This is a genomic window from Agromyces sp. NPDC004153 (assembly GCF_053603635.1).
The window spans coordinates 2,547,379-2,569,131 of sequence record NZ_JBSGFY010000001.1; the positions used below are offsets into that span (position 1 = coordinate 2,547,379).

The following is a 21,753-nucleotide window of genomic DNA, read 5'->3' on the forward strand; positions in this document are numbered from 1 at the left end:
CATGAGTACGGGTGACCTTCCCCACAAGTATCGAACGCCGTGGTACCTCAGAGTCCTGCGCGCGACGACCTGGCTGCTCTATGCGTGGGTCGTGGTCGGCGTGGTGGCGCTCATTCTTCGCGTGATCCTGTTGCTTTTCGGAGCCAACCCCGCCAGCCCGTTCGTCGACCTGGTGTACCGGGTCTCGGAAAGCTACATGGCGCCCTTCAGGGATATCTTCCCCACGCCTGAGGTGGTGTCGGGGAGCTATCTCGATGTCTCTGCCATCTTCGCAATCATCGTCTACGGCCTCCTCGCCGGTTTGGTGAGCGCGGCCGTGGAAGCCATTGCGAGGAGCATCGCCCGAGCCGAGCAGCGCGAGCGTGACGAGCGGCAATGGTCCTCCGCCCCGCAGGCCGGCTCCGGCACTGTAGCCCAACGGCAGATACCGGAATCTCCGGCACCCGCTCCCATGGCTTCGCGAGTAGACGGCCCATGAGGGTGCCGGCCGCGGTGCTGGGCCCCATGAAGTGATCAGACGGGCCTCGTGGGGCGTGACGAGGCGTCCTCGACCTGGATCGCCTCGTCGCGATGGCGGCGGACGACAACGGAGCTTCGGCCGTGGTACGAGGCGCCGAAGGTGTCGGCACGTCGACGCTGCTCAGCTCAGTCCGTTGTTCAGCGGCCGACCGCGGCCGAATTCGGACGTCGGAATGGCAGCGGAGCGCGCGGAGACTACGAGAACACGTGATTTGGCCTCCGGCATCCCACGGCTAGCGTCGCCACTGTCAGTCGATGAAGGGGAGATCATGAGTTCCGCAGATCAGATGGAAGTGCTCCAGGCACGAGCCAAGGAGGCATCGGACCGGATTCGCATCGCGCAGGGCAAGGCCAAGGCGGATCTGGAGCAGCAGGTCGCCAGGGCCCGCGCCTCGGCCGATGAGTTCTCCGCTCAGGTGCGAAGCAAGGTCGACGACTCCCAGAGCCAAGTGTCCGCCTGGTGGGCCGACACCCAGCGGGCCTGGGACGAGCAGGCGAAGCGCATCCGTGACGGCGTCGCGGATCGCAAGGCGGAGCGCGACGCGAAGCACGCCGAACGTCGAGCAGAGAACGCCGAGGGCGACGCGCTGTACGCGATCGACTTCGCGCTCGGCGCGATCGAGGAAGCCGAGTACGCCGTGCTCGACGCCACGCTCGCGCGGATGGAGGCCGACGAGCTCGTCACTGGGTAGCGAGTCCCCAACCAAGACGATGCACCGCAGGGATTCGTCGCGCTGGCGCATCGACGTCGCAGAAACGACCTTCGGGCGCGGGCGCGGGCAGCGCCGTCATGCGACCATCCGGGCTCGCGCGAACGGCTGAGCAGGGAGGACGACCGATGGATCCCGCATCACTGATCAGCGTGGGGTTCCATGTCAGCTCTGGCTTGACCGCGTTCGCGTACGGACTGATCGCCTCGCGCGGGGACCTTCTCTACGTCTTCCGCCGACCGCGCCTCCTCGCGGTCTCCCTACTGGCGATGTTCGTCGTGGTACCCGTCCTCGCCCTCGCCCTCGACCTCTACTTCGACTTCCCGTACGCAGCGAGGGTTGGTCTGGTGGTGCTCGGACTGACACCGATCTCGGCGGGCCTTGCTGCGAAGGAGATCTCCGCTGGCGGACGAGCCGCGTACGCGTATGGACTCTCGTTCGCCGTCGCAGTCGTCGGGCTCGTGATCGTTCCGGCAATGACCGCGTTCCTCGGAGACGTCATGGGCCGAGAGTTCTCAGCGCCGTTCGCCCTGCTCGTCCCAGCGCTCATCGGCTACGTGCTCGCGCCTTTGGCTGTCGGCATCGTGATCGCACGATTGGCGCCGAAGCTCGTGTCGCGCGTCCGTGAGCCTGTTCGACAGATCTCCAACATCTTCCTCTGGGTGGCTCTCCTGCTGACGCTCGTCCTCATCTTCCCGAGCGTGATTTCGGTCGTGACACTGCGCACCGTTGCAGCCATGGCGTTGTTCGTCATCGCCGCCCTGGCCATCGGCCATGCGATGGGCGGCCCAGGCAAGAACCACGCCGTCGTCCTCGCGATCGCGTGTGCCAGCCGGAACCCGGGTCTCGCAATCGGGATCGCTGCAGCGAACTTCCCCGCAGAGAACTTCGTTGCGACGATGGTGCTGTACGGCATCCTTTCGGGACTGGTCATGCAGCCGTATCTCCGCTGGCAGACGAAGCGGCTCCTTCACGCCGAGGCACCGGCTACCCCCGCGCACGGCGCTGAAACAGATGGGAGCGAAACGGGCGACGGGTCGGCTCGCCCGTAGCGCCGACCGATCGCGAGGGCCAGGCCGCCAGCGCTTGGTGCTGGCCGACCCTCGAGGTCGTTGATGCGATGAGATCCATGCCGTTCGATATCTCGCCGTGAACAAAGTGTGGGCAAACAATGCACAGGCATGCGTTCAGATCTGCGAGCACAACGAGAAAACCCCCGGTCTCCCGGGCGTTTTCGATGTGGCTCCGACCGGCATCGATCCGGTGACCTTTCGATTTTCAGTCGAACGCTCTACCAACTGAGCTACAGAGCCTCGGGGCATCAGCTGACCTGGATGACCAGGTCAACACCACCTCGATAAGGAGAAAGCCCCTTCTCTCGAAAGGGAAAGGGCTTGTCGCCTGAGCGACCCTGACGGGACTTGAACCCGCGACCTCCGCCGTGACAGGGCGGCACGCTAACCAACTGCGCCACAGGGCCTCGTAAAGAAGCTGTTCAATTGTAATGCCTTCGTGGTGACCCCAACGGGATTCGAACCCGTGCTGCCGCCGTGAAAGGGCGGTGTCCTAGGCCACTAAACGATGGGGCCGGGTGGCCTTGCTTTAGGGGCATGACCGCCGACAGCCAAGCATACGTGCCAACGCGCGCGAGCGCAAAACGAGGCCGGCGGATGCCGCGAGCACCCCGTTCCCACGCCACGAGACGAGCCCCGCGGCATCCGCCACGCGCGCCCGAAATACCCGGAAACCGTCAACCTCGCGCCTAACGTGAAGGCTGCCACTGCCCGCACGGGCAGCCGATCACCGACCCACGAGAAGCCGAGAGACGCGAGGAGCGCGGGGCGAACGAGCCCGCGTGGACGGGGAACCATGGACCGCACCACCATCCGCATGCCGATCGCCCGAGACCGCACGACCTCGCCACGGGGCATCCGTCGCCGGCCCGGCCGACCGGCGTCGAGCGCGCCCGGAGCGACCGATGCGATGCGCGCGACGAGGACGCTGCGCCACCGCGTGCGGCACGTGATGGCCGGCATCTCGATCGCGGCGTTCGCGCTCGTGGGGGCGATTGCGGTGCCGGCGAGCGCACAGGCGGCGGCGTACCCGACCTGGGATGAGTTGCAGGCGGCGAAGGCGAACACCGCGGCGGGCGCCGCCGCCGTGCAGCAGATCACGGGACTCATCGCGCAGCTCGAGACGAACGTCCAGGTCACCAGGGCGGAGGCCGAGCTTCGCACCGACGAGCTCATCGTGGCGCAGCAGAAGTTCGACGACGCGGTCGCGCGCGCCGACCAGATCCAGGCGCAGGCCGACGCCGCAGCGGCCGAGGCGGCCGCGGCGGAGCGCAACGCGGGGCAGGTGGCGGCGCAGCTCTACCGCGCGGGCACGGGCGACGTGGGCGTGAGCCTGTTCCTCGACGCGGGCGACTCCGCCGCGACCGAGACGCTGCTCGCGAAGCTCGGCAGCATGGAGAAGATGGTCGAGCGCACGTCCGACATCTACAACTCGGCCCGGGAGAAGCAGAACGCGGCGAGCTCGCTGGCCGGACAGGCCGAGGTGGCCAGGGCGGAGCGCGAGAAGCTGCGCATCGCCGCCGAGGAGGCGCTCGCGGTGGCGCAGGCGGCCCAGGCGGCGGCCGAGGCGGCGCTGGCCGAGTCGCAGGCGAAGAAGATCGAGCTCGAGCAGCAGCTGAAGTTCCTGCAGGACACCGAGGCGAAGACCGCGGCGGCCTACCAGGAGGGCGAGCGCATCCGCAAGGAAGAGGAGGAGCGCCGCCGCCAGGAGGCGCTGAAGAACGGCTCCCCGGGCGCGGTGGCGGCGTCGGGCTGGGCGCGGCCGGCCGCGGGGCGCATCACGTCGGGCTACGGCTCGCGCAGCTCGATCTGCACCGGCGGCGGGTGCTCGAACTCGTTCCACTACGCGGTCGACCTCGGCACCGGATGCTCCGCGCCGATCTACGCGGCGAACAGCGGCGTCGTGCGCTTCGCGGGCTGGTCGGGCACCTACGGCAACTACGTGCAGATCGACCACGGCGGCGGCGTCTGGACCGGCTACGCGCACATCCGGCCCGGTGGCACGTTCGTGGGCACCGGACAGTGGGTGGAGGCCGGCCAGAACATCGCGTCGAGCGGCACGACCGGAGCCTCGACCGGATGCCACCTGCACTTCGAGGTCTTCGTCGGCGGCAGCCGCATCAATCCGATTCCGTTCATGGCCGACCGGGGAGTGGGCCTTGGCTGAGCACCGTACTCGACCGATCTCGCGGGTGAAGCCCGTGACCGTCTTCTCGACCGTCGCGGTCGGCGCCGTCACGGCGTCGGTGGTCGTGGCGGGCGGTCCGGCGATGGCCGAGCCCGACTACCCGTCATGGAGCGAGATCGAGCAGGCCAAACAGAACGAGCAGACCAAGCAGGCCGAGATCGCCCGCGTCGGCGAGCTCCTCGTGGGCTTGCAGCAGGCGGCGGATGCCGCGGCGATCGCGTCCATGCAGGCCGACGAGGCCTGGCGCATCGCCGTCGACCAGCGCGACCGGGCCGCCGAGCGCGAGCGCATGCTGGGCCAGCAGGCCGACGAGGCCGATGCCGTCGCCGAGATCTCGAAGATGCGCGCGGGCCTGCTCGCCGCCCACCTCGCGAAGACCGCCGGCAGCGACTTCACGACCGAGCTCATGTTCTCGGGCGACGATGCGCGCGGGCTGCTGCAGCAGCTCGGCATGGCCTCGAAGCTCGGCGAGCAGTCGAACGAGGTGTACGAGCAGGCGCTCGCCGACCGCAACACGGCCGACTCGCTGCGCGAGCAGGCAGCGGATGCCGCGGCGGAGCGCGAGCGGCTCGCCGGCCTCGCCGAGCAGCGCGCCGACGAGGCGCGCGAAGCCGCCGACCGGGCGAACGCCGCCGTCGCGGTGCAGGAGCAGAAGTCCGCCGAGCTGTACGCGCAGCTCGCGAGCCTCAAGGACACCACCGCCGAGCTCGAGCGCGAGCGTGCTGAGGGGCAGGCGCGCGAAGCCGCTGCCGCCGCAGCGGCGGCCGCGGTGGCTGCGGCAGCGGCCGCGTCGCGTGCGGCGCAGCCCCCCGCTCCCGCTCCGCCGGCGCCCGGCGAAGGCGGCGTGGCACCGGCTCCGCCGTCGGCGCCCGCCCCTCCGAACTCGGGTGCGGTCGAGACTGCGATCGCGTTCGCCCGCGCGCAGCTGGGGGAGCCGTACCGGCTCGGCGGTGCCGGGCCCAACGTGTGGGACTGCTCGGGTCTCACGAAGATGGCGTACGCCAACGCCGGCATCTACATCGGCACCCACTCGGCGACGAACCAGTACCGCACGCTCGCTGGGCGCGGCCTCGGCGTGGCGGTGTCGCAGGCCCAGCGCGGCGATCTGCTCTTCTGGGGATCGGGCGGCGACTACTACCACGTCGCGATCTCCCTCGGCGGCGGCCGCATCCTCGAGGCACCGCGCGAGGGCGTGCCGGTGCGCGAGTACTTCATCTGGGGCTCGCCCTCGGCGGCCGCCCGTCCGGCCGGCTGACCGCAGCCCCGGCTCGCACGGTCCCCGCAGGGGTGTGTACGGAATGCAGGAACAACGAGGGACACGCCGCTGCCCGCGTCACGACTCGCCAGTGGGACCCGAGTTCTTCCTGCATTTCGTGCACGCGGCCGGGTTTCGAGACGCGGGCTGCGCCCCGCTCCTCAACCCGCGGGTCCTCCGGACACGACGAAGGGGCGAGCCGAACGGCTCGCCCCTTCGTGCAGCTCAGGCCGGATCAGTGACCCGGGTAGGCCTCGATCGCCTTCTGGATGAGCGACTCGGCCTCCGCGGCATCCGCCCAGCCCTCGGTCTTGACCCACTTGCCGGGCTCGAGGTCCTTGTAGTGCTCGAAGAAGTGCTCGATCTCCTTGCGCGTGAACTCGGGGATGTCGGCGACGTCCTGGATGTGGTTCCAACGCGGGTCGCCCGCGGGCACGCCGATGATCTTGGCGTCGCCGCCGCCGTCGTCGGTCATGTTGAACACGCCCACCGGGCGCACGGTCACGCCCACGCCCGGGAACAGCGGGTACTGGGTGAGCACGAGCACGTCCAGCGGGTCGCCGTCGTCGCCGAGGGTGTTCTCGAAGAAGCCGTAGTCGGTCGGGTACTCGAACGACGTGTAGAGCACGCGGTCGAGGAAGACGCGGCCGGTCTCGTGGTCGACCTCGTACTTGTTGCGGCTCCCCTTCGGGATCTCGATGATGGCGGCGTACTCGCCCATGCTGGTTCTCCTTGCTGTCTGGCGGAAGCTTCGGCCGTGCAGGCCCGCGACAGGACGGCGGGAACGGCGCAATAAGGTTACTTGATGGCTCCCGAGGACCCTTCGGCGCGGCGTCCGCGCCTCACTCCGCCGATCGCCGACGTGCGTCGCGCGGTCAGGGCCGTGCTCCCGACCGGTGGTCGAGTAGCGCCGCCGGAGGCGGCGCGTATCGAGACCTCGTCGCCCGATCGAACCGAGGGTCTCGATACGCGTGCTTCGCTCGCTACTCGACCACCGGACCAACTCGTGCTCGTCGCGCTCTCGGGCGGCGCCGACTCGCTCGCGCTCGCCGCGGCCACCGCGTTCGAGGCGCCGCGCGCGGGGCTCCGCGCGGGGGCGGTGATCGTCGACCACGGCCTGCAGGATGCCTCCGCCGCCGTCGCCGAGGCGGCCGCCGACGCCGCGCGGGCCCTCGGGCTCGATCCCGTGCTCGTGCGCCGGGTCGAGGTGACGGGCGAGGGCGGCCCCGAGGCATCCGCTCGCGCCGCGCGCTACGCCGCGCTCGACGCGGCCGCCGACGAGACGGGCGCCGCGCTCGTGCTGCTCGGCCACACGCTCGACGACCAGGCCGAGACCGTGCTGCTCGGGCTCGCGAGGGGATCGGGCGCCGCGAGCCTCGCGGGCATGCCGCCGCGGACCGGCCGCTACGCTCGGCCGCTGCTCGGGATCCGCCGGGCGACCACCCGGCAGGCGTGCCTCGACGCGGGCCTCGAGCCGTGGGACGACCCGCACAACACCGACCCCGCGTACACGCGCGTGCGCGTGCGCGACCGCGTGCTGCCCGTGCTCGAGGCGGAGCTCGGACCCGGCGTCGCCGAGGCGCTCGCCCGCACGGCCGAGCAGCTGCGCGAGGACGAGCAGGCCTTCACGAGCCAGATCGACGAGTTCATCGAGGAGCTCTGCGAGCCCGCCGAGGCCGGGATCGCCGTGTCCGCCGCGGCCCTCGCCGCGAACCCCGCCGCGCTGCGGCAGCGGATCCTCCGGCACGTGGTCGCGAGCGAGTTCGGCGTCTCGCTGACGCGCACGCAGACCCTCGAGGTGGCCCGGCTCGTCACCGACTGGCACGGGCAGGGGCCGATCGACCTGCCCGGCGGCATCCGCGCCACCCGGGCGGGCAGCCGCATCGTGTTCAGCACGACCGGGTCGACCGAGGTGCTGCCGCACGACCACTGAGTCGTGCGCGGAGTCGTGCCGACCCTCTGGCCGTGCGCGCCTGCGGCGTTAGGCTCTGAGCATCCGTTCGCCACGACACCAGGGAGCAGGCATGGACGCGCGCGAGATCGACGGCGACCTGACCGAGGTGCTCGTCACCGAAGACGTGATCCATGCGAAGCTCGCCGAGCTCGCCCGTCGCATCGAGGCCGACTACGAGGGCCGCGACCTGCTACTCGTCGGTGTGCTGAAGGGCGCGGTCATGGTCATGGCCGATCTCGCCCGGGAGCTGCGACCGCACGTCGAGATGGACTGGATGGCGGTGTCGTCGTACGGTGCGGGCACGCAGTCGAGCGGCGTCGTGCGCATCGTCAAGGACCTCGACACCGACCTTACCGGGCGGCACGTGCTCATCGTCGAGGACATCATCGACTCGGGCCTCACGCTCAGCTGGCTGCTCGGCAACCTCGAGTCGCGCGGCGCCGAGTCGGTCGAGATCTGCGCGCTGCTGCGCAAGCCCGATGCCGCGAAGGTCGAAGTGACCGTCAAGTACCTCGGGTTCGACATCCCGAACCGGTTCGTCGTGGGCTACGGGCTGGACTACGCCGAGCGGTACCGGAACCTGCGCGACGTCGCGATCCTCGCGCCGCACGTGTACAGCTGAGGCGCGGGATCGGATCGGGGGGCGATCCATGGGCGACGGACGGGGTCGGAGCCGGCTGCGTGACGCGGCCGGCGCCTTCACGAGCAACGCGCTCAATCCCAACCTTCGGCGCGCGCAGCTGAGCTTCCTCGGCGCGTGGACCGCCGAGTGGGCGTTCACGGTGGCGCTCGGCATCGTCGCCTACCGCGACGGCGGCGCGGCTGCGGTCGGACTCGTCGGCCTGCTCCGCATGGTGCCCTCCGCGATCTGCGCACCGCTGCTGTCGCCCATCGCCGACCGCGGTCGCCGCGAGCGCGTGCTCGTGCTCGTGTCGACGGTGCGCGGCGTCGCGACCGCGGCCGCGGCGGTGGTCGCGGCGATCGCGGGCCCCGCGGCGATCGTCTACGCGCTCGCCATCGTGTCCACGATCGCGGCCACGCTCTTCCGGCCGGCGCACTCCGCGCTGCTGCCGTCGCTCTGCCGCACCGGCTACGAGCTCGCGAGCGCCAACATGGTGCGCGGCCTGCTCGACTCCGCCGCGACGCTCGTCGGGCCGCTGCTCGCGGCGATCCTGCTGCAGTTCACGGATGTCTCGGTCGTGTTCGCCGTCGCCGCGGCCGCGTCGCTGTGGGCGGCGGCGCTCCTCGCACGCGTGCGCTACGACGCCCCGCCGCGACCGCCCGCCCAGCGCAGGGACCTGCTGCGTGAGGCGGCCGAGGGCGTGAAGGCCGTCGCGCGCAACCGCGACCTCGCGATCATCATCGGGCTCGCCGGGGCGCAGGCGTTCACGCGGGGCGCGCTCACCGTCTTCTCCGTGGTCGTCGCGATCGAACTGCTCGGCACCGGCGAGCCGGGTGCCGGCGCGCTCATGACCGCGGTCGGCGTGGGCGCCGTGATCGCGTCGCTCGTCGCATCGCTCCTCGTCGGCACCAAGCGACTCGGAGCCTGGTTCGCGGTGGGCGTGGCCCTGTGGGGCCTGCCGCTCGCCCTCGTCGGGGTGTTCCCGCAGCAGGCGGCGGCGCTCGTGTTCCTGTCGTTCATCGGCGTCGGCAACGCGCTCATCGACCTCGCCGGATTCACGCTGCTCGGCCGGCTCGCGCCCGACGAGGTGCTCGCGCGCGTCTTCGGCGTGCTCGAGAGCTTCGTCGCCGTGTTCATCGGGATCGGCGCCGTCGCCACCTCCGGGCTGATCGCCTGGATCGGGCTGCAGCCGGCGCTCATCGCCGTCGGCCTGGTGTGCCCGGTGCTCGCGGTGGTCGCGTGGCGGCGCCTGCACGGCCTGGACCGGGCGGTGGGTGCGCTCGACGCGGACGTGGGGCTGCTCCAGCGGGTGCCGATGCTCGCGCCGCTGCCGCTGCCCTCGATCGAGCAGCTCGCACGCGGCCTCGAGCCGGCCGAGGTGCCGGCGGGCGCGACGGTGTTCTCCCAGGGCGACGTCGGCGACCGCTATTACGTGATCGAGTCGGGCGAGGCCGACGTCGTGGGCGGCGGCCGCGTCGTCGCGACGCTCGGCCCTGGGGAGGGCTTCGGCGAGATCGCACTGCTGCGGCGCACGCCGCGCACCGCGACCGTGGTCGCGACGAGCCGGCTCGAGCTCCGGATGCTCCGCTCCGACCAGTTCCTCCCGATCGTGCTCGGCTACACCCCGAGCGCGCGCGAGGCGGAGCTGGCGGTCGACGCCGAGCTCGAGCGCTACTCGCCCGACGAGGCATCCGGGGACCCGTCACCCCCGGCCTGACGCCGACCCGTTGAGTTGCCGACGCAGAGATGACAAGGTGAGGCATGGATTCGGGGCGGGCGGTCCTGCTGATCGCCGACATCGGTGGCTACACCGAGTACATGAGCACGCACCGCATGAGCCTGGCCCACGCCGAGGTCAACACGGCGCGGATGCTCGAGAAGATGATCGACGCCGCCCCCGGCTTCGACCTCATCGAGATCGAGGGCGACGCGGCGTTCCTCTCGCGGAAGGCCGAGAACGGCGACGCGCAGACCGCGATCGTCGAGATCCTCGAGGCGGCCGTCGCCATGCACCGCGCCTTCCACGAGGAGCGCCAGTACGTCGCCGCGAACCTGTGCCCGTGCACCGGGTGCAAGGGGGCCGCCGACCTGAAGCTGAAGTTCGTGGCCCACGTCGGCGACGTCGCCACCCAGACCATCCGCGACCGCATCAAGCTCGTCGGGATCGACGTCATCCTCGTGCATCGCCTCCTGAAGAACCCCGTCGGGATCCCCGAGTACGTCCTGCTCTCCGAGGACCTCTACCGCACCGGCCCCGACGCCGTGCGGCAGCCCGTGCAGGAGGTCGCCCCCGACCTCGAGGGCTTCGGCACTGTGCGCGCGTACTTCGTCGACGTGGGCGACCTCGAGGATCCGCTGCCGCCCCCGCCCCCGCCGGCCTGGCCCGGGCGCCTCTCGCGCACCGCGGCGGCCGCCGGCAAGGGGCTGCCGTACATGATGGGGCTCAAGCGGACTCGTCGCGAGGCATCCGATCAGGTCGACGCCTAGGGCCCTGCGCGCTTTCAGCGAACAGGGAGCCGGTGCCCAGCACCACCGGGGTAGCCTTGCAGGACCATGAACATGAAGAAGATCCTGCGCGGGCCGATCATCTACATCCTGCTCGCGATCGTCGCCGTGTGGATCGGATCGAGCCTCATCACCGCCTCCGGGTTCCGCGAGGTGTCGACCCAGAAGGGCCTCGAGCTCCTGCAGGACGACAAGGTCTCGTCGGTCAAGATCGTCGACGGTGAGAACCGCGTGGACCTCACGCTGAAGGAAGCCGACGACGAGCTCGGCAAGCAGGTGCAGTTCTACTACGTCACGCCCCGAGGTGAAGACGTCATCAACGCCGTCGACGCGGCCAACCCGACCGACGGCTTCAACGACGAGGTCCCGCAGCCGAACTGGTTCCTCTCGATGCTCGGCATCCTGCTGCCGCTCGTGCTCATCGGCCTCTTCTTCTGGATCATGCTCTCGGGCATGCAGGGCGGCGGCAACCGCGTCATGCAGTTCGGCAAGTCGAAGGCCAAGCTCGTCACGAAGGAGAGCCCGAAGGTCACGTTCGACGACGTGGCGGGCGCCGACGAGGCGATCGAGGAGCTCCAGGAGATCAAGGAGTTCCTGAAGGAGCCGGCGAAGTTCCAGGCCGTCGGCGCGCGCATTCCCAAGGGCGTGCTGCTCTACGGCCCTCCCGGCACCGGCAAGACGCTCCTCGCTCGCGCGGTCGCGGGTGAGGCGGGCGTGCCGTTCTACTCGATCTCGGGTTCCGACTTCGTCGAGATGTTCGTCGGCGTCGGCGCGAGCCGCGTGCGCGACCTCTTCGACCAGGCGAAGCAGAACGCGCCGGCCATCATCTTCGTCGACGAGATCGACGCGGTCGGCCGGCACCGCGGTGCGGGCCTCGGCGGCGGCCACGACGAGCGCGAGCAGACGCTCAACCAGCTGCTCGTCGAGATGGACGGCTTCGACCCCAAGACGAACGTCATCCTCATCGCGGCGACGAACCGCCCCGACATCCTCGACCCCGCGCTGCTGCGCCCGGGCCGCTTCGACCGCCAGATCGGCGTCGACGCACCCGACCTCAAGGGCCGCCAGAAGATCCTCGAGGTGCACTCGAAGGGCAAGCCGCTCGCGAAGGGCGTCGACCTCGAGGTGCTCGCGCGCAAGACGCCGGGCTTCACGGGCGCCGACCTCGCGAACGTGCTCAACGAGGCCGCGCTGCTCACGGCGCGCTCGAACGCGCAGCTCATTGACAACCGCGCCCTCGACGAGGCCGTCGATCGCGTGATCGCCGGCCCGCAGCGCCGCACCCGCGTGATGAAGAACAAGGAGAAGCTCATCACGGCCTACCACGAGGGCGGACACGCGCTCGCGGCGGCGGCGATGAACTACACCGACCCCGTCACGAAGATCACGATCCTCCCGCGCGGCCGGGCCCTCGGCTACACGATGGTGCTCCCGCTGGAGGACAAGTACTCCGTCACCCGCAACGAGCTGCTCGACCAGCTCACGTACGCGATGGGCGGCCGCGTGGCCGAGGAGATCGTGTTCCACGACCCGTCGACCGGCGCCTCGAACGACATCGAGAAGGCCACCGCGACCGCGCGCAAGATGGTCACCGAGTACGGCATGTCGGCGAACGTCGGCGCCGTGAAGCTCGGCCAGTCGCAGGGCGAGGTCTTCCTCGGGCGCGACATGGGCCACCAGCGCGACTACTCCGAGGAGATCGCGGAGCGGGTCGACGCCGAGGTTCGCACGCTCATCGAGCAGGCGCACGACGAGGCGTGGCAGGTGCTCAACGACAACCGTGACATCCTCGACAAGCTGGCGGCCGAGCTGCTCGAGCACGAGACGCTCGACCACAACCAGATCGCCGAGATCTTCAAGGACGTGAAGCGGCTCCCCGAGCGCCCGCTCTGGCTCTCGAGCGACCGTCGCCCCGTCTCCGACCGCCCGCCGATCGCGTTCCCCGCCGAGGAGAAGATGCCGATCGACCAGGGCGCCGTCGACGGCGGCGTCGACTCGGGCCAGACCCCGGTCGAGGAGCCGGCCGCAGCGCGCGCGCCGCGGACGGGGCCGCGGCCCGCGACGGCCTAGCCGACCGACCCGAAGAGGGGGTGCCATGGCCGGTGTGGACACCGGGCGCATCGAGCGCGCCGTGCACGAGATCTTGCTCGCGATCGGCGAGGACCCGGAACGCCCGGGGCTCGAGCGCACCCCCCAGCGGGTCGCCGAGGCGTACGCCGACTTCTTCGGCGGCCTCGCGGTCGACCCGATGACGCACCTGGCCGACACCGTGCCGCTCGGCGACACCGAGGCGGGCGTCCCCGCCACGTCCGACGCGGTCGTGCTGCGCGACATCGCCTTCCGCTCGGTGTGCGAGCACCACCTGCTGCCCTTCGTCGGCACGGCGCACGTCGCCTACCTGCCGGCCGAGCGCGTCGTGGGGCTCGGGCGCATCCCCGCGGTCATCGAGACGCTCGCGGCGCGGCCGCAGCTGCAGGAGCGGCTCACCGAGGAGATCGCGGACACGCTCGAGGCGGGCCTCGACCCGAAGGGCGTACTCGTCGTGCTCGACGCGCAGCACCGCTGCGTCACCACGCGCGGCTCCCGGCAGGAGCGCAGCTCGACGATCACCATCGCGAGCCGCGGCGCGCTCGGCGAGCCGGCCGCCCGTGCCGAGATCATCGCGCTGATCGGATCCGCCGACCGTGGGTGACGGATCGACCCTGATCATGGGCGTCGTGAACGTCACGCCCGACTCCTTCAGCGACGGCGGGCGCTGGTTCGACGCCGACGCCGCCATCGCGCACGGGCTCGAGCTCGTGGCCGACGGCGCCGACGTGCTCGACGTCGGCGGCGAGTCCACGCGTCCCGGCGCCGCGCGCGTCGAGCCCGAGGAGGAGCTGCGCCGGGTCGTGCCCGTCGTGCGCGAGCTCGCCGGTCGCGGCATCCGGGTCAGCGTCGACACCATGCGCGCGGCGACCGCCCTGGCCGCGGTCGAGGCCGGCGCCGAGATCATCAACGACGTGTCGGCCGGGCTCGCGGATGCCGCGATGGCGCCGATCGTGGCGGAGACGGGCGTGCACTACGTCGCGATGCACTGGCGCGGGCACTCCGATCGCATGGACGCGCTCGCCGAGTACGGCGACGTGGCGGTCGAGGTGCGCGACGAGCTCGCGGTGCGCGTCGACGCCCTGGCCGACGCCGGCGTCGCGCGCGAGCGCATCATCCTCGACCCGGGCCTGGGCTTCGCGAAGCGCGGCGCGCAGAACTGGGAGCTGCTCGGCCGGCTCGACGTGCTCGGTGAGCTGGGGCTGCCGATCCTCGTGGGCGCCTCGCGCAAGCGGTTCATCGGCGCGCTGCTCCCCGACGATGCGCCGATGGAGGACCGCGACCTGCCCACGGCGGTCGTGAGCGCCCTCTCGGCGCAGGCCGGCGCCTGGGGCGTGCGCGTGCACGACGTGCGCGGCACCCGCCGCGCGCTCGACGTCCTCGGGGCGTGGCAGAGTGGACGACGTGGCTAGGACCCCCGACCGCATCACCCTCACCGGCGTGCGCGTCCGCGCGCACCACGGGGTGTTCGACTTCGAGCGAGAGCAGGGCCAGGAGTTCGTGATCGACGTGTCCGTGGCGGTCGACCTCGCTGCCGCGGCATCCGGCGACGACTTGGGGCGCACCGTGCACTACGGCGAGCTCGCCGAGGCCGTGGCCGACGCGGTGCGCCGCGACCCGGTCGACCTCATCGAGACCGTGGCCGAGCGCGTCGCCGACGTCGCCCTCGCATACCCGGCGGTCGAGGAGGTGGAGGTCACGGTGCATAAGCCCGAGGCGCCCATCTCGGTGCCGTTCGACGACGTGGCCGTCACGATCGTGCGGAGCCGCGCATGACCCGCGCCGTCGTCGCGTTCGGGGCGAACCTCGGCGCACGCGAGGTCACGATCGACGCCGCCGTGCGCACCCTCGCCGAGACGCCGGGCGTCGAGCTCGTGGCCGTCTCGCCGATCTACGAGACCCCGGCGATCAAGGACTCCGGCGTCGACCGCGACGCGCCCGGGTACCTCAACGGCGTGCTCGTCGTCGAGACCGCCCTCGACGCGCACGCGCTGCTCGACGTGCTGCAGGGCCTCGAGCACGAGCACGGCAGGGTGCGCACCGAGCACTGGGGCGACCGCACGCTCGACCTCGACCTCATCGACTTCGGCGGGGCGGTGTCGTCCGACGAGCGGCTCGAGCTGCCGCACCCGCGTGCCTGGGAGCGCGCCTTCGTACTGCAGCCGTGGCTCGACGTCGACCCCGACGCCGTGCTCCCCGGGCGCGGCCCGGTCGCCGAGCTGCGCGCGGCGGCGCACGACGAGGTGGTGCGGCGATGAAGCGGACGCACGCCTCGACCGTCATCGCGTTCGTGCTCGCCGGCGCGGTCGGGGGCTACCTCGTCGACCTCGCCATCGTCTCGGCGGGCGGCAACGCGATCGTGCCGCCGCTGTCGCTGCCCATCACGCTCGCCGGCGTCGCCGCCCTCGTCGTCGCGTTCGCCTGGCCCATCCGGCGCGCCGTGAAGGGCAAGGCCACGAAGCACCTCGACCCGTTCCGCGCGATGCGCACCGCCGTGCTCGCCAAGGCGTGCAGCCTCAGCGGCTCCCTCGTGCTCGGATTCGGCATCGGCATCACGCTGTTCCTGCTCACGCGCAGCGTCGTGCCGCCCGCCGGCACGATCTGGCTCGCCCTCGCCACCGCGATCGGCGCCGGGCTGCTGCTCGCGGCCGGGCTCATCGCCGAGGCCTTCTGCACCCTCCCGCCCGACGACACCGAACCCGAGAAGGAAGAGCACGCGCATGCCTGAGATCCGCGACGACGCGGGCCGCATCGAGCCAGGCGAGGGCGCGGTGCCGGGTCAGCGTCCCGCTGCCGTGCCCGAGACGCCCGCGGCGCCGGGGGTGCAGCCGACGGATGCCGCATCCGCTCCGGTCTTCGCATCGGATGTCGGAGCGCAGCCGCTCGCACCGGAGCCCCCGGTCGCTCCGGCCGCTCCGGTCGCCCCGGCCGCACCCACGGACACCGGCTGGCTCCGCGTCTCCCCGAAGTACATCGTGGTGGAGGTCGTCGGCTCGCTCATCGGCATGGTCGTCTTCGTCGGCGGCCTGCTCGTGGCGTACGCCCTCTGGGGCATGTGGTGGACGCTCTGGGGCGCCATCGTGATCGGCGTGATCTCGCTCATCGGCATCGCGTTCGAGCCGCGGCGCGTGCGCTCGATCGGCTACCGCCTGCGCGAAGACGACCTCGTCTTCAAGCGGGGCATCATGTTCCAGCGCCAGGTCGCGGTGCCCTACGGCCGCATGCAGCTCGTCGACATCACGCGCGGGCCCGTTGCCCGGGCGCTCGGACTCGCCGACCTGAAGTTCGTGACCGCCGCGGCCGCCACCGCCGTCACCGTGCCCGGCCTCCCGATGGAGGAGGCCGACCGGCTCCGCGACGAGCTCGTGGCGCTCGCCGAGACCCGCCGAGCCGGGCTGTGAGCGCAGTGGGCGCAGGGAGCATCCGGTGACCGCACCCGTCCGGCCCCAGCCGGTCACGAACCTCGCCGACGGCGAGTGGCACCGGCTGCACCCCGCGAGCCCGCTGCTGCGCGGCGGCCTGGTGTTCATCGCCGTGCTCGGCTTCATCATCGCGAACCTGCGCGAGCGGCTCGTCGACATGTTCATCGTGGTCTTCGCTCCCGATCTCGGCGACGACTTCGAGGGCGAGTTCGAACGCTGGCAGGGCGACTGGGCCAACGACCCGATCGGCGGCATCGTCAACCGCGGCCTCGTGGGCTGGGCGGTCGCGGGCGTCGGCGTCGTGATCGTGCTCGTCATCATCGGGTTCTGGCTGTCGTGGCGCATGCACACGTTCCGCGTCACGAACGAGGCGGTCGAGGTGCGCAGCGGCATCCTGTTCCGGTCGCACCGCAGTGCACGGCTCGACCGCATCCAGGGCATCAACGTGAACCGGCCGGTGTTCGCGCGCCTCTTCGGCACGGCGAAGCTCGAGGTCTCGGTGGCGGGGCAGTCGGCGAACGTGCAGCTGTCCTACCTCGGCTCAGCGCTCGCCGACGGCCTCCGCGCCGACGTGCTGCGACTCGCCTCCGGGGCCCGCGCCGAGAAGGCGGCCGCGCAGGCGGCGCCGGTGACGGATGCCGCGGTCGTGACGGAGGCCGGTGCGGTGACGGATGCCGCGGGCCCCACGGTCGCCCCGACCGCACCGGGTGCGCCCGCGGCATCCGGGCCCGCAGCCAACGGACGCGCCTCGGTGTCGACCGTGATCGGGCACCGCGTCGACGAGTTCCTCGCCCCCGAGCTCGACCCGAACCTCGCGCCGCCCGAGTCGGTCGTGCACCTGCCGCTCGGCCGCGTGATCGGCTCGACACTGCTCGGCGGCTCGACGGTGTGGGCCATCATCCTCGTGGCGATCATCGTGATCGGCGTCTCGACGGGCCAGCTGTGGGTGCTGTTCTCGTTCGTGCCGGCCGCGATCGGCCTCGTGAGCTACCTCTGGTCGCGCATCACGAAGTCCCTGCGGTACTCGATCGCGGGCACGCCCGACGGCGTGCGCATCGGCCACGGGCTGCTCTCGACGGGCAACCAGACGATCCCGCCGGGCCGCATCCACGCGATCGAGGCGCAGCAGTGGATCCTCTGGCGGCCGTTCGGCTGGTGGTCGATCCGCATCAACGTCGCTGGCCAGTCGGTCAGCGCCGGGAACGAGGCCGCGCAGCGCACGCTCGTGCTCCCCGTCGGCACGGTCGTCGACGTGCACCGCGTGCTCGGCCTGCTCCTGCCCGACTCCGCGGCATCCGTCGACGCGTTCGTCGACGCGGGGCTCATCGGACGCGACGGCGACGGATTCTCGCGCACCCCGCGTCGGGCGGCCTGGCTGCGGCCGTTCTCGTGGCGGCGCATCGGCTGGAACGTGATCGACGGCGTCGCGCTCATCCGCCGCGGCTGGCTGCTGCGCAGCCTCACGCTCGCGCCCCTCGCGCGCATGCAGTCGGTCGCCATCCACGTCGGCCCGGTGAAGCGGATGCTGCGGCTCGCCGCCGTGCGCATCCACACGGTCGCCGGGCCCGTGTACGCGACCCTTCCGGTCGCCGACCGCGACGAGGCCGACGGGCTGTTCGAGCGGCTCGCCACGGAGGCGGTCGACCGCGCCGCTCGCGACACCTCGCACCACTGGGGCGCCGCGAGCGCTGCGGGCGGCGCGGGTGCCACCGCCGCCGGCGCACCGCAGGAGTCCGCCGATGCCCGCTGAGCGATCCGGCCGACTCGGCGTCGGCGCGATCGGCGCCGGACGCGTGGGCGCCGTGCTCACCGCGGCCCTCGCGGGCGCCGGCCACGCTGTCACGGGCATCGCAGCCGTGTCGGATGCGAGCCGCGAGCGCGCGGCGGCGATGCTGCCCGCCGTGCCGGTGCTGCCGATCCCCGAGATCGTCGAGCGCAGCGAGCTCGTGCTGCTCGCGGTGCCCGAGCGCGAGCTCGAGGGGCTCGTCGCGGGGCTCGCCGACGCCGGCGTGTGGCAGCCCGGCCAGCTCGTACTGCACACCGCCGCCCGCTTCGGCACGGGCGTGCTCGATCCCGCCCGCCGCGCCGGCGCGATCCCGCTCGCCGTGCACCCGGCCATGGCGTTCACGGGCACGAGCATCGACCTCGCGCGCCTCGCCGGCACGTGGTTCGCCGTCACGGCGCCGGCGCCGGTGCTGCCGATCGGCCAGGCCCTCGTGGTCGAGATGGGCGGGGAGCCGTTCGTCGTGGCCGAGGCCGACCGCCGGGCGTACGCGGAGGCGATCGACACCGCGGCATCCTTCTCGAGCGCCATCGTCGACCAGGCGAGCGGGTTGCTCGACGGCATCGGCGTCGCCCGGCCCGGCGCCGTGCTCGCGCCGCTCGTGCGGAGCGCCGTGGAGAACGCGCTGTCGCGGCACGACCCCGGGCCGTTCCTCGACGGGACCGGTACGATCGACGGGGCCGGCACCGACCGGCCACTGGGAGGTGGCTCGTGACCGAGGCGGCTTCGGGCATCCGCACCGTGCCCACGATCGCGGAGCTCCGCGAGCTCGTCGCCCGACGACGCGCCGACGGTGGGCGCGTCGCCCTCGTGCCCACCATGGGCGCACTCCACGACGGCCACTTCGCGCTCGTGCGGCGGGCCCGCGAGCTCGCCGACCTCGTCGTGGTCTCGATCTTCGTGAACCCGCTGCAGTTCGGCGCCGGCGAGGACCTCGATCGCTACCCGCGCACGTTCGACGCGGATGTCGCGGCGCTCGAGGAGCTCGGCGTCGACGCGGTCTTCGCCCCGGCCGTCGACGAGATGTACCCGAACGGACGAGGTGGCACGACCGTGCAGGCCGGGCCAGTCGGCTCGCAGTACGAGGGCGCCTCGCGCCCCGGCCACTTCGACGGGGTGCTCACGGTCGTGGCGAAGCTCTTCAACATCGTGCAGCCCGATGTGGCCCTGTTCGGCCAGAAGGACGCGCAGCAGGTCTTCCTCGTCACGCGCATGGTCGCCGAGCTCGACATGCCCCTGCGCATCGAGGTCGTGCCGACCGTGCGCGAGCACGACGGCCTCGCCCTGTCGAGCCGCAACCGCTACCTCGACGCGGGCCAGCGGCAGGCGGCGCTCGTGCTGGCCGAGTCGCTGCGGGCAGCGGATGCCGCGGCATCCGACGGCCCGTCGGAGCTGCTCGCCGAGGGCGTCGCCGCGTTCGGCGACCACGACGGCGTGAGCCTCGACTACCTCGTCGTGGTCGACCCCGACACCTTCCTGCCCGTCGGCGAGGACTACCGCGGGAGGGCGCTCGTGCTCGTCGCCGCGATCGTCGGCTCGACGCGGCTCATCGACAACGCCTTCGTCGAGGTCGGCGGCTGACCGAGCGGGTGCCGCGCTGCCGAGAACCTCGGAGCCACGGCTGAGTAGGCTTGGGCACGCACATTTCCGCGAACCGAGAGTGAACGATGGCCGAAACCACCACGGAAGCCGCAGCCGAGCCCACCGCCGAGGAGATCTCGGAGCAGAAGGCCGTGCGGCTCGCCAAGCGCGAGCGGCTCATCGCGGCATCCGACGACCTCGGACTCGGCGCGTACCCGGTGCGCCTGCCGATCACGGCGACCATCCCCGAGGTGCGCGACCGCTTCGTGGGCCTCGGCGTCGACGAGGCCAGCGGCCAGCAGGTCGGCCTCGCGGGCCGCATCGTCTACTCGCGCAACACCGGCAAGCTCTGCTTCGCGACGCTGCAGTCGGGTGACGGCAGCCGCATCCAGGCGATGGTGTCGCTCGCCGAGGTGGGCGAGGAGTCGCTCGCCGACTGGAAGGAGCTCGTCGACCTCGGCGACCACGTGTTCGTCTCGGGAGAGGTGATCACCAGCCGCCGCGGCGAGCTGTCGATCCTCGTGAAAGAGTGGCGCATCGCGTCGAAGGCGATCCTGCCGCTGCCGAACCTGCACAACGAGCTCTCCGAGGAGACCCGCGTGCGCAGCCGGTACCTCGACCTCATCGCCCGCGAGCAGGCCCGCCGCAACGTCGTCGACCGTGCCAAGGTCAACGCGAGCCTGCGCCGCACGTTCGATGCGCTCGGCTACATCGAGGTCGAGACCCCCATGCTGCAGGTCATGCACGGCGGGGCATCCGCTCGCCCGTTCGTGACCCGCTCGAACGCGTTCGACACCGAGCTCTACCTGCGCATCGCACCCGAGCTCTACCTGAAGCGCGCCGTGGTCGGCGGCATCGAGCGCGTCTTCGAGATCAACCGCAACTTCCGCAACGAGGGCGCCGACTCAACGCACAGCCCCGAGTTCGCGATGCTCGAGGCCTACGAGGCCTACGGCGACTACACCACCATGGCCGCGCTCACCCAGCAGCTGATCCAGGATGCCGCGGTGGCCACGAGCGGTTCGCACGTGGTGACCTGGGCCGACGGCACCGAGTTCGACCTCGGCGGCGAGTGGGACCGCATCTCGATGTACGGCACGCTGTCGGAGGCGGTGGGGGAGCAGATCACCGCCGAGACGCCGATGTCGCGGCTGAAGGAGCTCGCCGACGCCGAGGGCATCGAGATCGACCACCCGCTGCCCGGCAAGTACGTCGAGGAGCTGTGGGAGCACCACGTGAAGGGCTCGCTCGAGCGGCCGACGTTCGTGATGGACTTCCCGCTCGACACGTCGCCGCTGGTGCGCGCACACCGGTCGACCCCGGGCGTCGTCGAGAAGTGGGACCTCTACGTGCGCGGCTTCGAGCTCGCCACGGGCTACTCCGAGCTCGTCGACCCCGTCGTGCAGCGCGAGCGCTTCGTCGAGCAGGCGAAGCTCGCCGCCGGCGGCGACCCCGAGGCGATGCGCCTCGACGAGGAGTTCCTGCGGGCGCTCGAGTACGGCATGCCCCCGTCGGGCGGCATGGGCATGGGCATCGACCGCCTCCTCATGGCGGTGACCGGCCTCGGTATCCGCGAGACCATCCTCTTCCCCCTCGTCAAGTGAACGGATGCCGCGAATGAACGACTACCTCCCCAAGAAGGAACTCGAGCCCGACCCCGACCCGAAGCGCCCGTCGAACGCGCGCATCGCGATCTGGATCGTCGTCGGCGCGGTCGGCCTCTACCTGCTCGGCTCGGGCATCTGGGGCATCATCACCGCCGGCTGACCCACTCCGACGCACCATTCACGAAGGCCCGATCCCGCGCGGATCGGGCCTTCGCTGTCCCGCCCACTCGTTGTCGCTCGAGGCGGCGGTGCGTCATGCAGGAAGAGCTTCCCGACACGCCGTTCCGTGGTCCGCGACACACCGGTCCTGCCCGGGTTCTTCCTGCATTCGGGCGGCGTGCGATGCCACGGAGGCAGGGGCGCGGGCCGTCGATGAACATCGTCCCGGCATCCGATCGTCCCGAAATCTTTGAAGGTGTTGCTTTCTGTTGGTTCATGTGTGAATA

22 protein-coding genes and 3 tRNA genes are annotated in these 21,753 nt (G+C 71.5%); 21 read left to right on the forward strand and 4 right to left on the reverse strand.

The genetic code is table 11. From position 1 onward, the window contains the following. The first annotated feature begins 1 nt into the window (after position 1). From ACWEOH_RS11970 to ACWEOH_RS11980, 3 genes are all read left to right on the forward strand, one after another. The gene (locus tag ACWEOH_RS11970; protein ID WP_452031198.1) at positions 2-478 is read left to right on the forward strand and encodes a YggT family protein; all 477 of its coding nucleotides are present in this window, start codon (positions 2-4) and stop codon (positions 476-478) included. A gap of 310 nt (positions 479-788) precedes the next feature. Beyond that, a complete protein-coding gene (locus tag ACWEOH_RS11975) occupies positions 789-1,211 on the forward strand; it encodes a hypothetical protein (RefSeq protein ID WP_452031200.1) in 423 nt (140 codons plus the stop codon). 146 nt (positions 1,212-1,357) lie between these two features. Then, positions 1,358-2,281, forward strand: coding sequence for a bile acid:sodium symporter family protein (locus tag ACWEOH_RS11980; protein WP_452031202.1), 924 nt, complete (start codon positions 1,358-1,360; stop codon positions 2,279-2,281). Between the two features lie 188 nt (positions 2,282-2,469). On the opposite strand, the gene ACWEOH_RS11985 is transcribed toward ACWEOH_RS11980, so the two are convergent. The 3 genes from ACWEOH_RS11985 to ACWEOH_RS11995 form a co-directional block, all read right to left on the reverse strand. After that, positions 2,470-2,542: transfer RNA gene (locus tag ACWEOH_RS11985), tRNA-Phe, on the reverse strand. A gap of 93 nt (positions 2,543-2,635) precedes the next feature. Beyond that, a tRNA-Asp gene (locus ACWEOH_RS11990) sits at positions 2,636-2,709 on the reverse strand. A gap of 33 nt (positions 2,710-2,742) precedes the next feature. Further along, a tRNA-Glu gene (locus tag ACWEOH_RS11995) sits at positions 2,743-2,818 on the reverse strand. Positions 2,819-3,098: 280 nt separating this feature from the next. On the opposite strand from ACWEOH_RS11995, the gene ACWEOH_RS12000 reads away from it, so the two are divergent. Beyond that, positions 3,099-4,469 (forward strand): M23 family metallopeptidase, encoded by a 1,371-nt coding sequence (locus ACWEOH_RS12000; RefSeq protein ID WP_452031204.1) that lies wholly within the window; start codon positions 3,099-3,101, stop codon positions 4,467-4,469. Then, positions 4,462-5,745 (forward strand): C40 family peptidase, encoded by a 1,284-nt coding sequence (locus ACWEOH_RS12005; RefSeq protein ID WP_452031206.1) that lies wholly within the window; start codon positions 4,462-4,464, stop codon positions 5,743-5,745. Before ACWEOH_RS12000 ends, ACWEOH_RS12005 begins: the two co-directional genes overlap by 8 nt. 235 nt (positions 5,746-5,980) lie before the next feature. On the opposite strand, the gene ppa is transcribed toward ACWEOH_RS12005, so the two are convergent. Then, positions 5,981-6,466: an inorganic diphosphatase gene (gene ppa, locus ACWEOH_RS12010; RefSeq protein WP_452031208.1), complete on the reverse strand. Its 486-nt coding sequence runs from the start codon at positions 6,464-6,466 to the stop codon at positions 5,981-5,983. Positions 6,467-6,550: 84 nt separating this feature from the next. Here ppa and tilS point away from each other — a divergent pair, with 84 nt between their 5' ends. The 16 genes from tilS to ACWEOH_RS12090 all read left to right on the forward strand — a co-directional run bounded on the left by tilS (position 6,551) and on the right by ACWEOH_RS12090 (position 21,467). Next, positions 6,551-7,678, forward strand: a complete 1,128-nt coding sequence (gene tilS, locus ACWEOH_RS12015) for a tRNA lysidine(34) synthetase TilS (RefSeq protein WP_452031209.1) — start codon at positions 6,551-6,553, stop codon at positions 7,676-7,678. Between the two features lie 91 nt (positions 7,679-7,769). After that, complete coding sequence (gene hpt, locus ACWEOH_RS12020) at positions 7,770-8,321, forward strand: hypoxanthine phosphoribosyltransferase (RefSeq protein ID WP_452031211.1); 552 nt, start codon at positions 7,770-7,772, stop codon at positions 8,319-8,321. Between the two features lie 28 nt (positions 8,322-8,349). Further along, positions 8,350-10,038 (forward strand): MFS transporter, encoded by a 1,689-nt coding sequence (locus ACWEOH_RS12025; protein ID WP_452031213.1) that lies wholly within the window; start codon positions 8,350-8,352, stop codon positions 10,036-10,038. Between the two features lie 44 nt (positions 10,039-10,082). Next, positions 10,083-10,808, forward strand: coding sequence for a DUF2652 domain-containing protein (locus ACWEOH_RS12030; protein ID WP_452031214.1), 726 nt, complete (start codon positions 10,083-10,085; stop codon positions 10,806-10,808). A gap of 66 nt (positions 10,809-10,874) precedes the next feature. After that, positions 10,875-12,896 (forward strand): ATP-dependent zinc metalloprotease FtsH, encoded by a 2,022-nt coding sequence (ftsH, locus tag ACWEOH_RS12035; protein WP_452031216.1) that lies wholly within the window; start codon positions 10,875-10,877, stop codon positions 12,894-12,896. Positions 12,897-12,921: 25 nt separating this feature from the next. Continuing rightward, entirely contained in the window at positions 12,922-13,518 is a 597-nt protein-coding gene (gene folE, locus ACWEOH_RS12040; RefSeq protein ID WP_148733661.1) for a GTP cyclohydrolase I, read from the forward strand. 16 nt (positions 13,519-13,534) lie between these two features. Then, a complete protein-coding gene (folP, locus tag ACWEOH_RS12045) occupies positions 13,535-14,326 on the forward strand; it encodes a dihydropteroate synthase (protein WP_452031927.1) in 792 nt (263 codons plus the stop codon). After that, positions 14,319-14,690, forward strand: a complete 372-nt coding sequence (folB, locus tag ACWEOH_RS12050) for a dihydroneopterin aldolase (protein ID WP_187432594.1) — start codon at positions 14,319-14,321, stop codon at positions 14,688-14,690. Before folP ends, folB begins: the two co-directional genes overlap by 8 nt. After that, positions 14,687-15,172, forward strand: a complete 486-nt coding sequence (gene folK, locus ACWEOH_RS12055; protein ID WP_452031218.1) for a 2-amino-4-hydroxy-6-hydroxymethyldihydropteridine diphosphokinase — start codon at positions 14,687-14,689, stop codon at positions 15,170-15,172. Before folB ends, folK begins: the two co-directional genes overlap by 4 nt. Beyond that, a complete protein-coding gene (locus tag ACWEOH_RS12060; protein ID WP_452031220.1) occupies positions 15,169-15,642 on the forward strand; it encodes a DUF3180 domain-containing protein in 474 nt (157 codons plus the stop codon). The genes folK and ACWEOH_RS12060 overlap by 4 nt, the downstream gene beginning before the upstream one ends. 43 nt (positions 15,643-15,685) lie before the next feature. After that, positions 15,686-16,315: a PH domain-containing protein gene (locus tag ACWEOH_RS12065; protein WP_452031929.1), complete on the forward strand. Its 630-nt coding sequence runs from the start codon at positions 15,686-15,688 to the stop codon at positions 16,313-16,315. 25 nt (positions 16,316-16,340) lie between these two features. After that, entirely contained in the window at positions 16,341-18,086 is a 1,746-nt protein-coding gene (locus tag ACWEOH_RS12070) for a PH domain-containing protein (RefSeq protein WP_452031222.1), read from the forward strand. Then, positions 18,076-18,834 carry a Rossmann-like and DUF2520 domain-containing protein gene (locus ACWEOH_RS12075; RefSeq protein WP_452031224.1) on the forward strand — a complete coding sequence of 253 codons (759 nt, stop codon included), beginning with the start codon at positions 18,076-18,078 and terminating at the stop codon, positions 18,832-18,834. The genes ACWEOH_RS12070 and ACWEOH_RS12075 overlap by 11 nt, the downstream gene beginning before the upstream one ends. Further along, positions 18,831-19,700: a pantoate--beta-alanine ligase gene (gene panC / locus ACWEOH_RS12080; protein WP_452031226.1), complete on the forward strand. Its 870-nt coding sequence runs from the start codon at positions 18,831-18,833 to the stop codon at positions 19,698-19,700. Before ACWEOH_RS12075 ends, panC begins: the two co-directional genes overlap by 4 nt. Before the next feature lie 86 nt (positions 19,701-19,786). Then, positions 19,787-21,304, forward strand: coding sequence for a lysine--tRNA ligase (lysS, locus tag ACWEOH_RS12085; protein ID WP_452031228.1), 1,518 nt, complete (start codon positions 19,787-19,789; stop codon positions 21,302-21,304). A 13-nt stretch (positions 21,305-21,317) separates the two neighbouring features. Beyond that, on the forward strand, positions 21,318-21,467 hold the full coding sequence (locus ACWEOH_RS12090) for a hypothetical protein (protein ID WP_187432595.1): 150 nt from the start codon (positions 21,318-21,320) through the stop codon (positions 21,465-21,467). The last annotated feature ends 286 nt before the right edge of the window (positions 21,468-21,753 follow it).

Excerpts from the sequence above, each read along its gene's own strand:
- ACWEOH_RS11980 (WP_452031202.1), top strand. The coding sequence starts at position 1,358 with ATGGATCCCGCATCACTGATCAGCGTGGGGTTCCATGTCAGCTCTGGC.
- hpt (WP_452031211.1), top strand. The coding sequence starts at position 7,770 with ATGGACGCGCGCGAGATCGACGGCGACCTGACCGAGGTGCTCGTCACC.
- ACWEOH_RS12025 (WP_452031213.1), top strand. The coding sequence starts at position 8,350 with ATGGGCGACGGACGGGGTCGGAGCCGGCTGCGTGACGCGGCCGGCGCC.
- ACWEOH_RS12090 (WP_187432595.1), top strand. The coding sequence starts at position 21,318 with ATGAACGACTACCTCCCCAAGAAGGAACTCGAGCCCGACCCCGACCCG.
- folK (WP_452031218.1), top strand. The coding sequence starts at position 14,687 with ATGACCCGCGCCGTCGTCGCGTTCGGGGCGAACCTCGGCGCACGCGAG.
- ftsH (WP_452031216.1), top strand. The coding sequence starts at position 10,875 with ATGAACATGAAGAAGATCCTGCGCGGGCCGATCATCTACATCCTGCTC.
- lysS (WP_452031228.1), top strand. The coding sequence starts at position 19,787 with ATGGCCGAAACCACCACGGAAGCCGCAGCCGAGCCCACCGCCGAGGAG.
- folP (WP_452031927.1), top strand. The coding sequence starts at position 13,535 with ATGGGCGTCGTGAACGTCACGCCCGACTCCTTCAGCGACGGCGGGCGC.
- tilS (WP_452031209.1), top strand. The coding sequence starts at position 6,551 with ATGGCTCCCGAGGACCCTTCGGCGCGGCGTCCGCGCCTCACTCCGCCG.
- folE (WP_148733661.1), top strand. The coding sequence starts at position 12,922 with ATGGCCGGTGTGGACACCGGGCGCATCGAGCGCGCCGTGCACGAGATC.
- ACWEOH_RS12060 (WP_452031220.1), top strand. The coding sequence starts at position 15,169 with ATGAAGCGGACGCACGCCTCGACCGTCATCGCGTTCGTGCTCGCCGGC.
- ACWEOH_RS11975 (WP_452031200.1), top strand. The coding sequence starts at position 789 with ATGAGTTCCGCAGATCAGATGGAAGTGCTCCAGGCACGAGCCAAGGAG.
- ACWEOH_RS12000 (WP_452031204.1), top strand. The coding sequence starts at position 3,099 with ATGGACCGCACCACCATCCGCATGCCGATCGCCCGAGACCGCACGACC.
- ACWEOH_RS12075 (WP_452031224.1), top strand. The coding sequence starts at position 18,076 with ATGCCCGCTGAGCGATCCGGCCGACTCGGCGTCGGCGCGATCGGCGCC.
- ACWEOH_RS12030 (WP_452031214.1), top strand. The coding sequence starts at position 10,083 with ATGGATTCGGGGCGGGCGGTCCTGCTGATCGCCGACATCGGTGGCTAC.
- ppa (WP_452031208.1), bottom strand. The coding sequence starts at position 6,466 with ATGGGCGAGTACGCCGCCATCATCGAGATCCCGAAGGGGAGCCGCAAC.
- ACWEOH_RS11970 (WP_452031198.1), top strand. The coding sequence starts at position 2 with ATGAGTACGGGTGACCTTCCCCACAAGTATCGAACGCCGTGGTACCTC.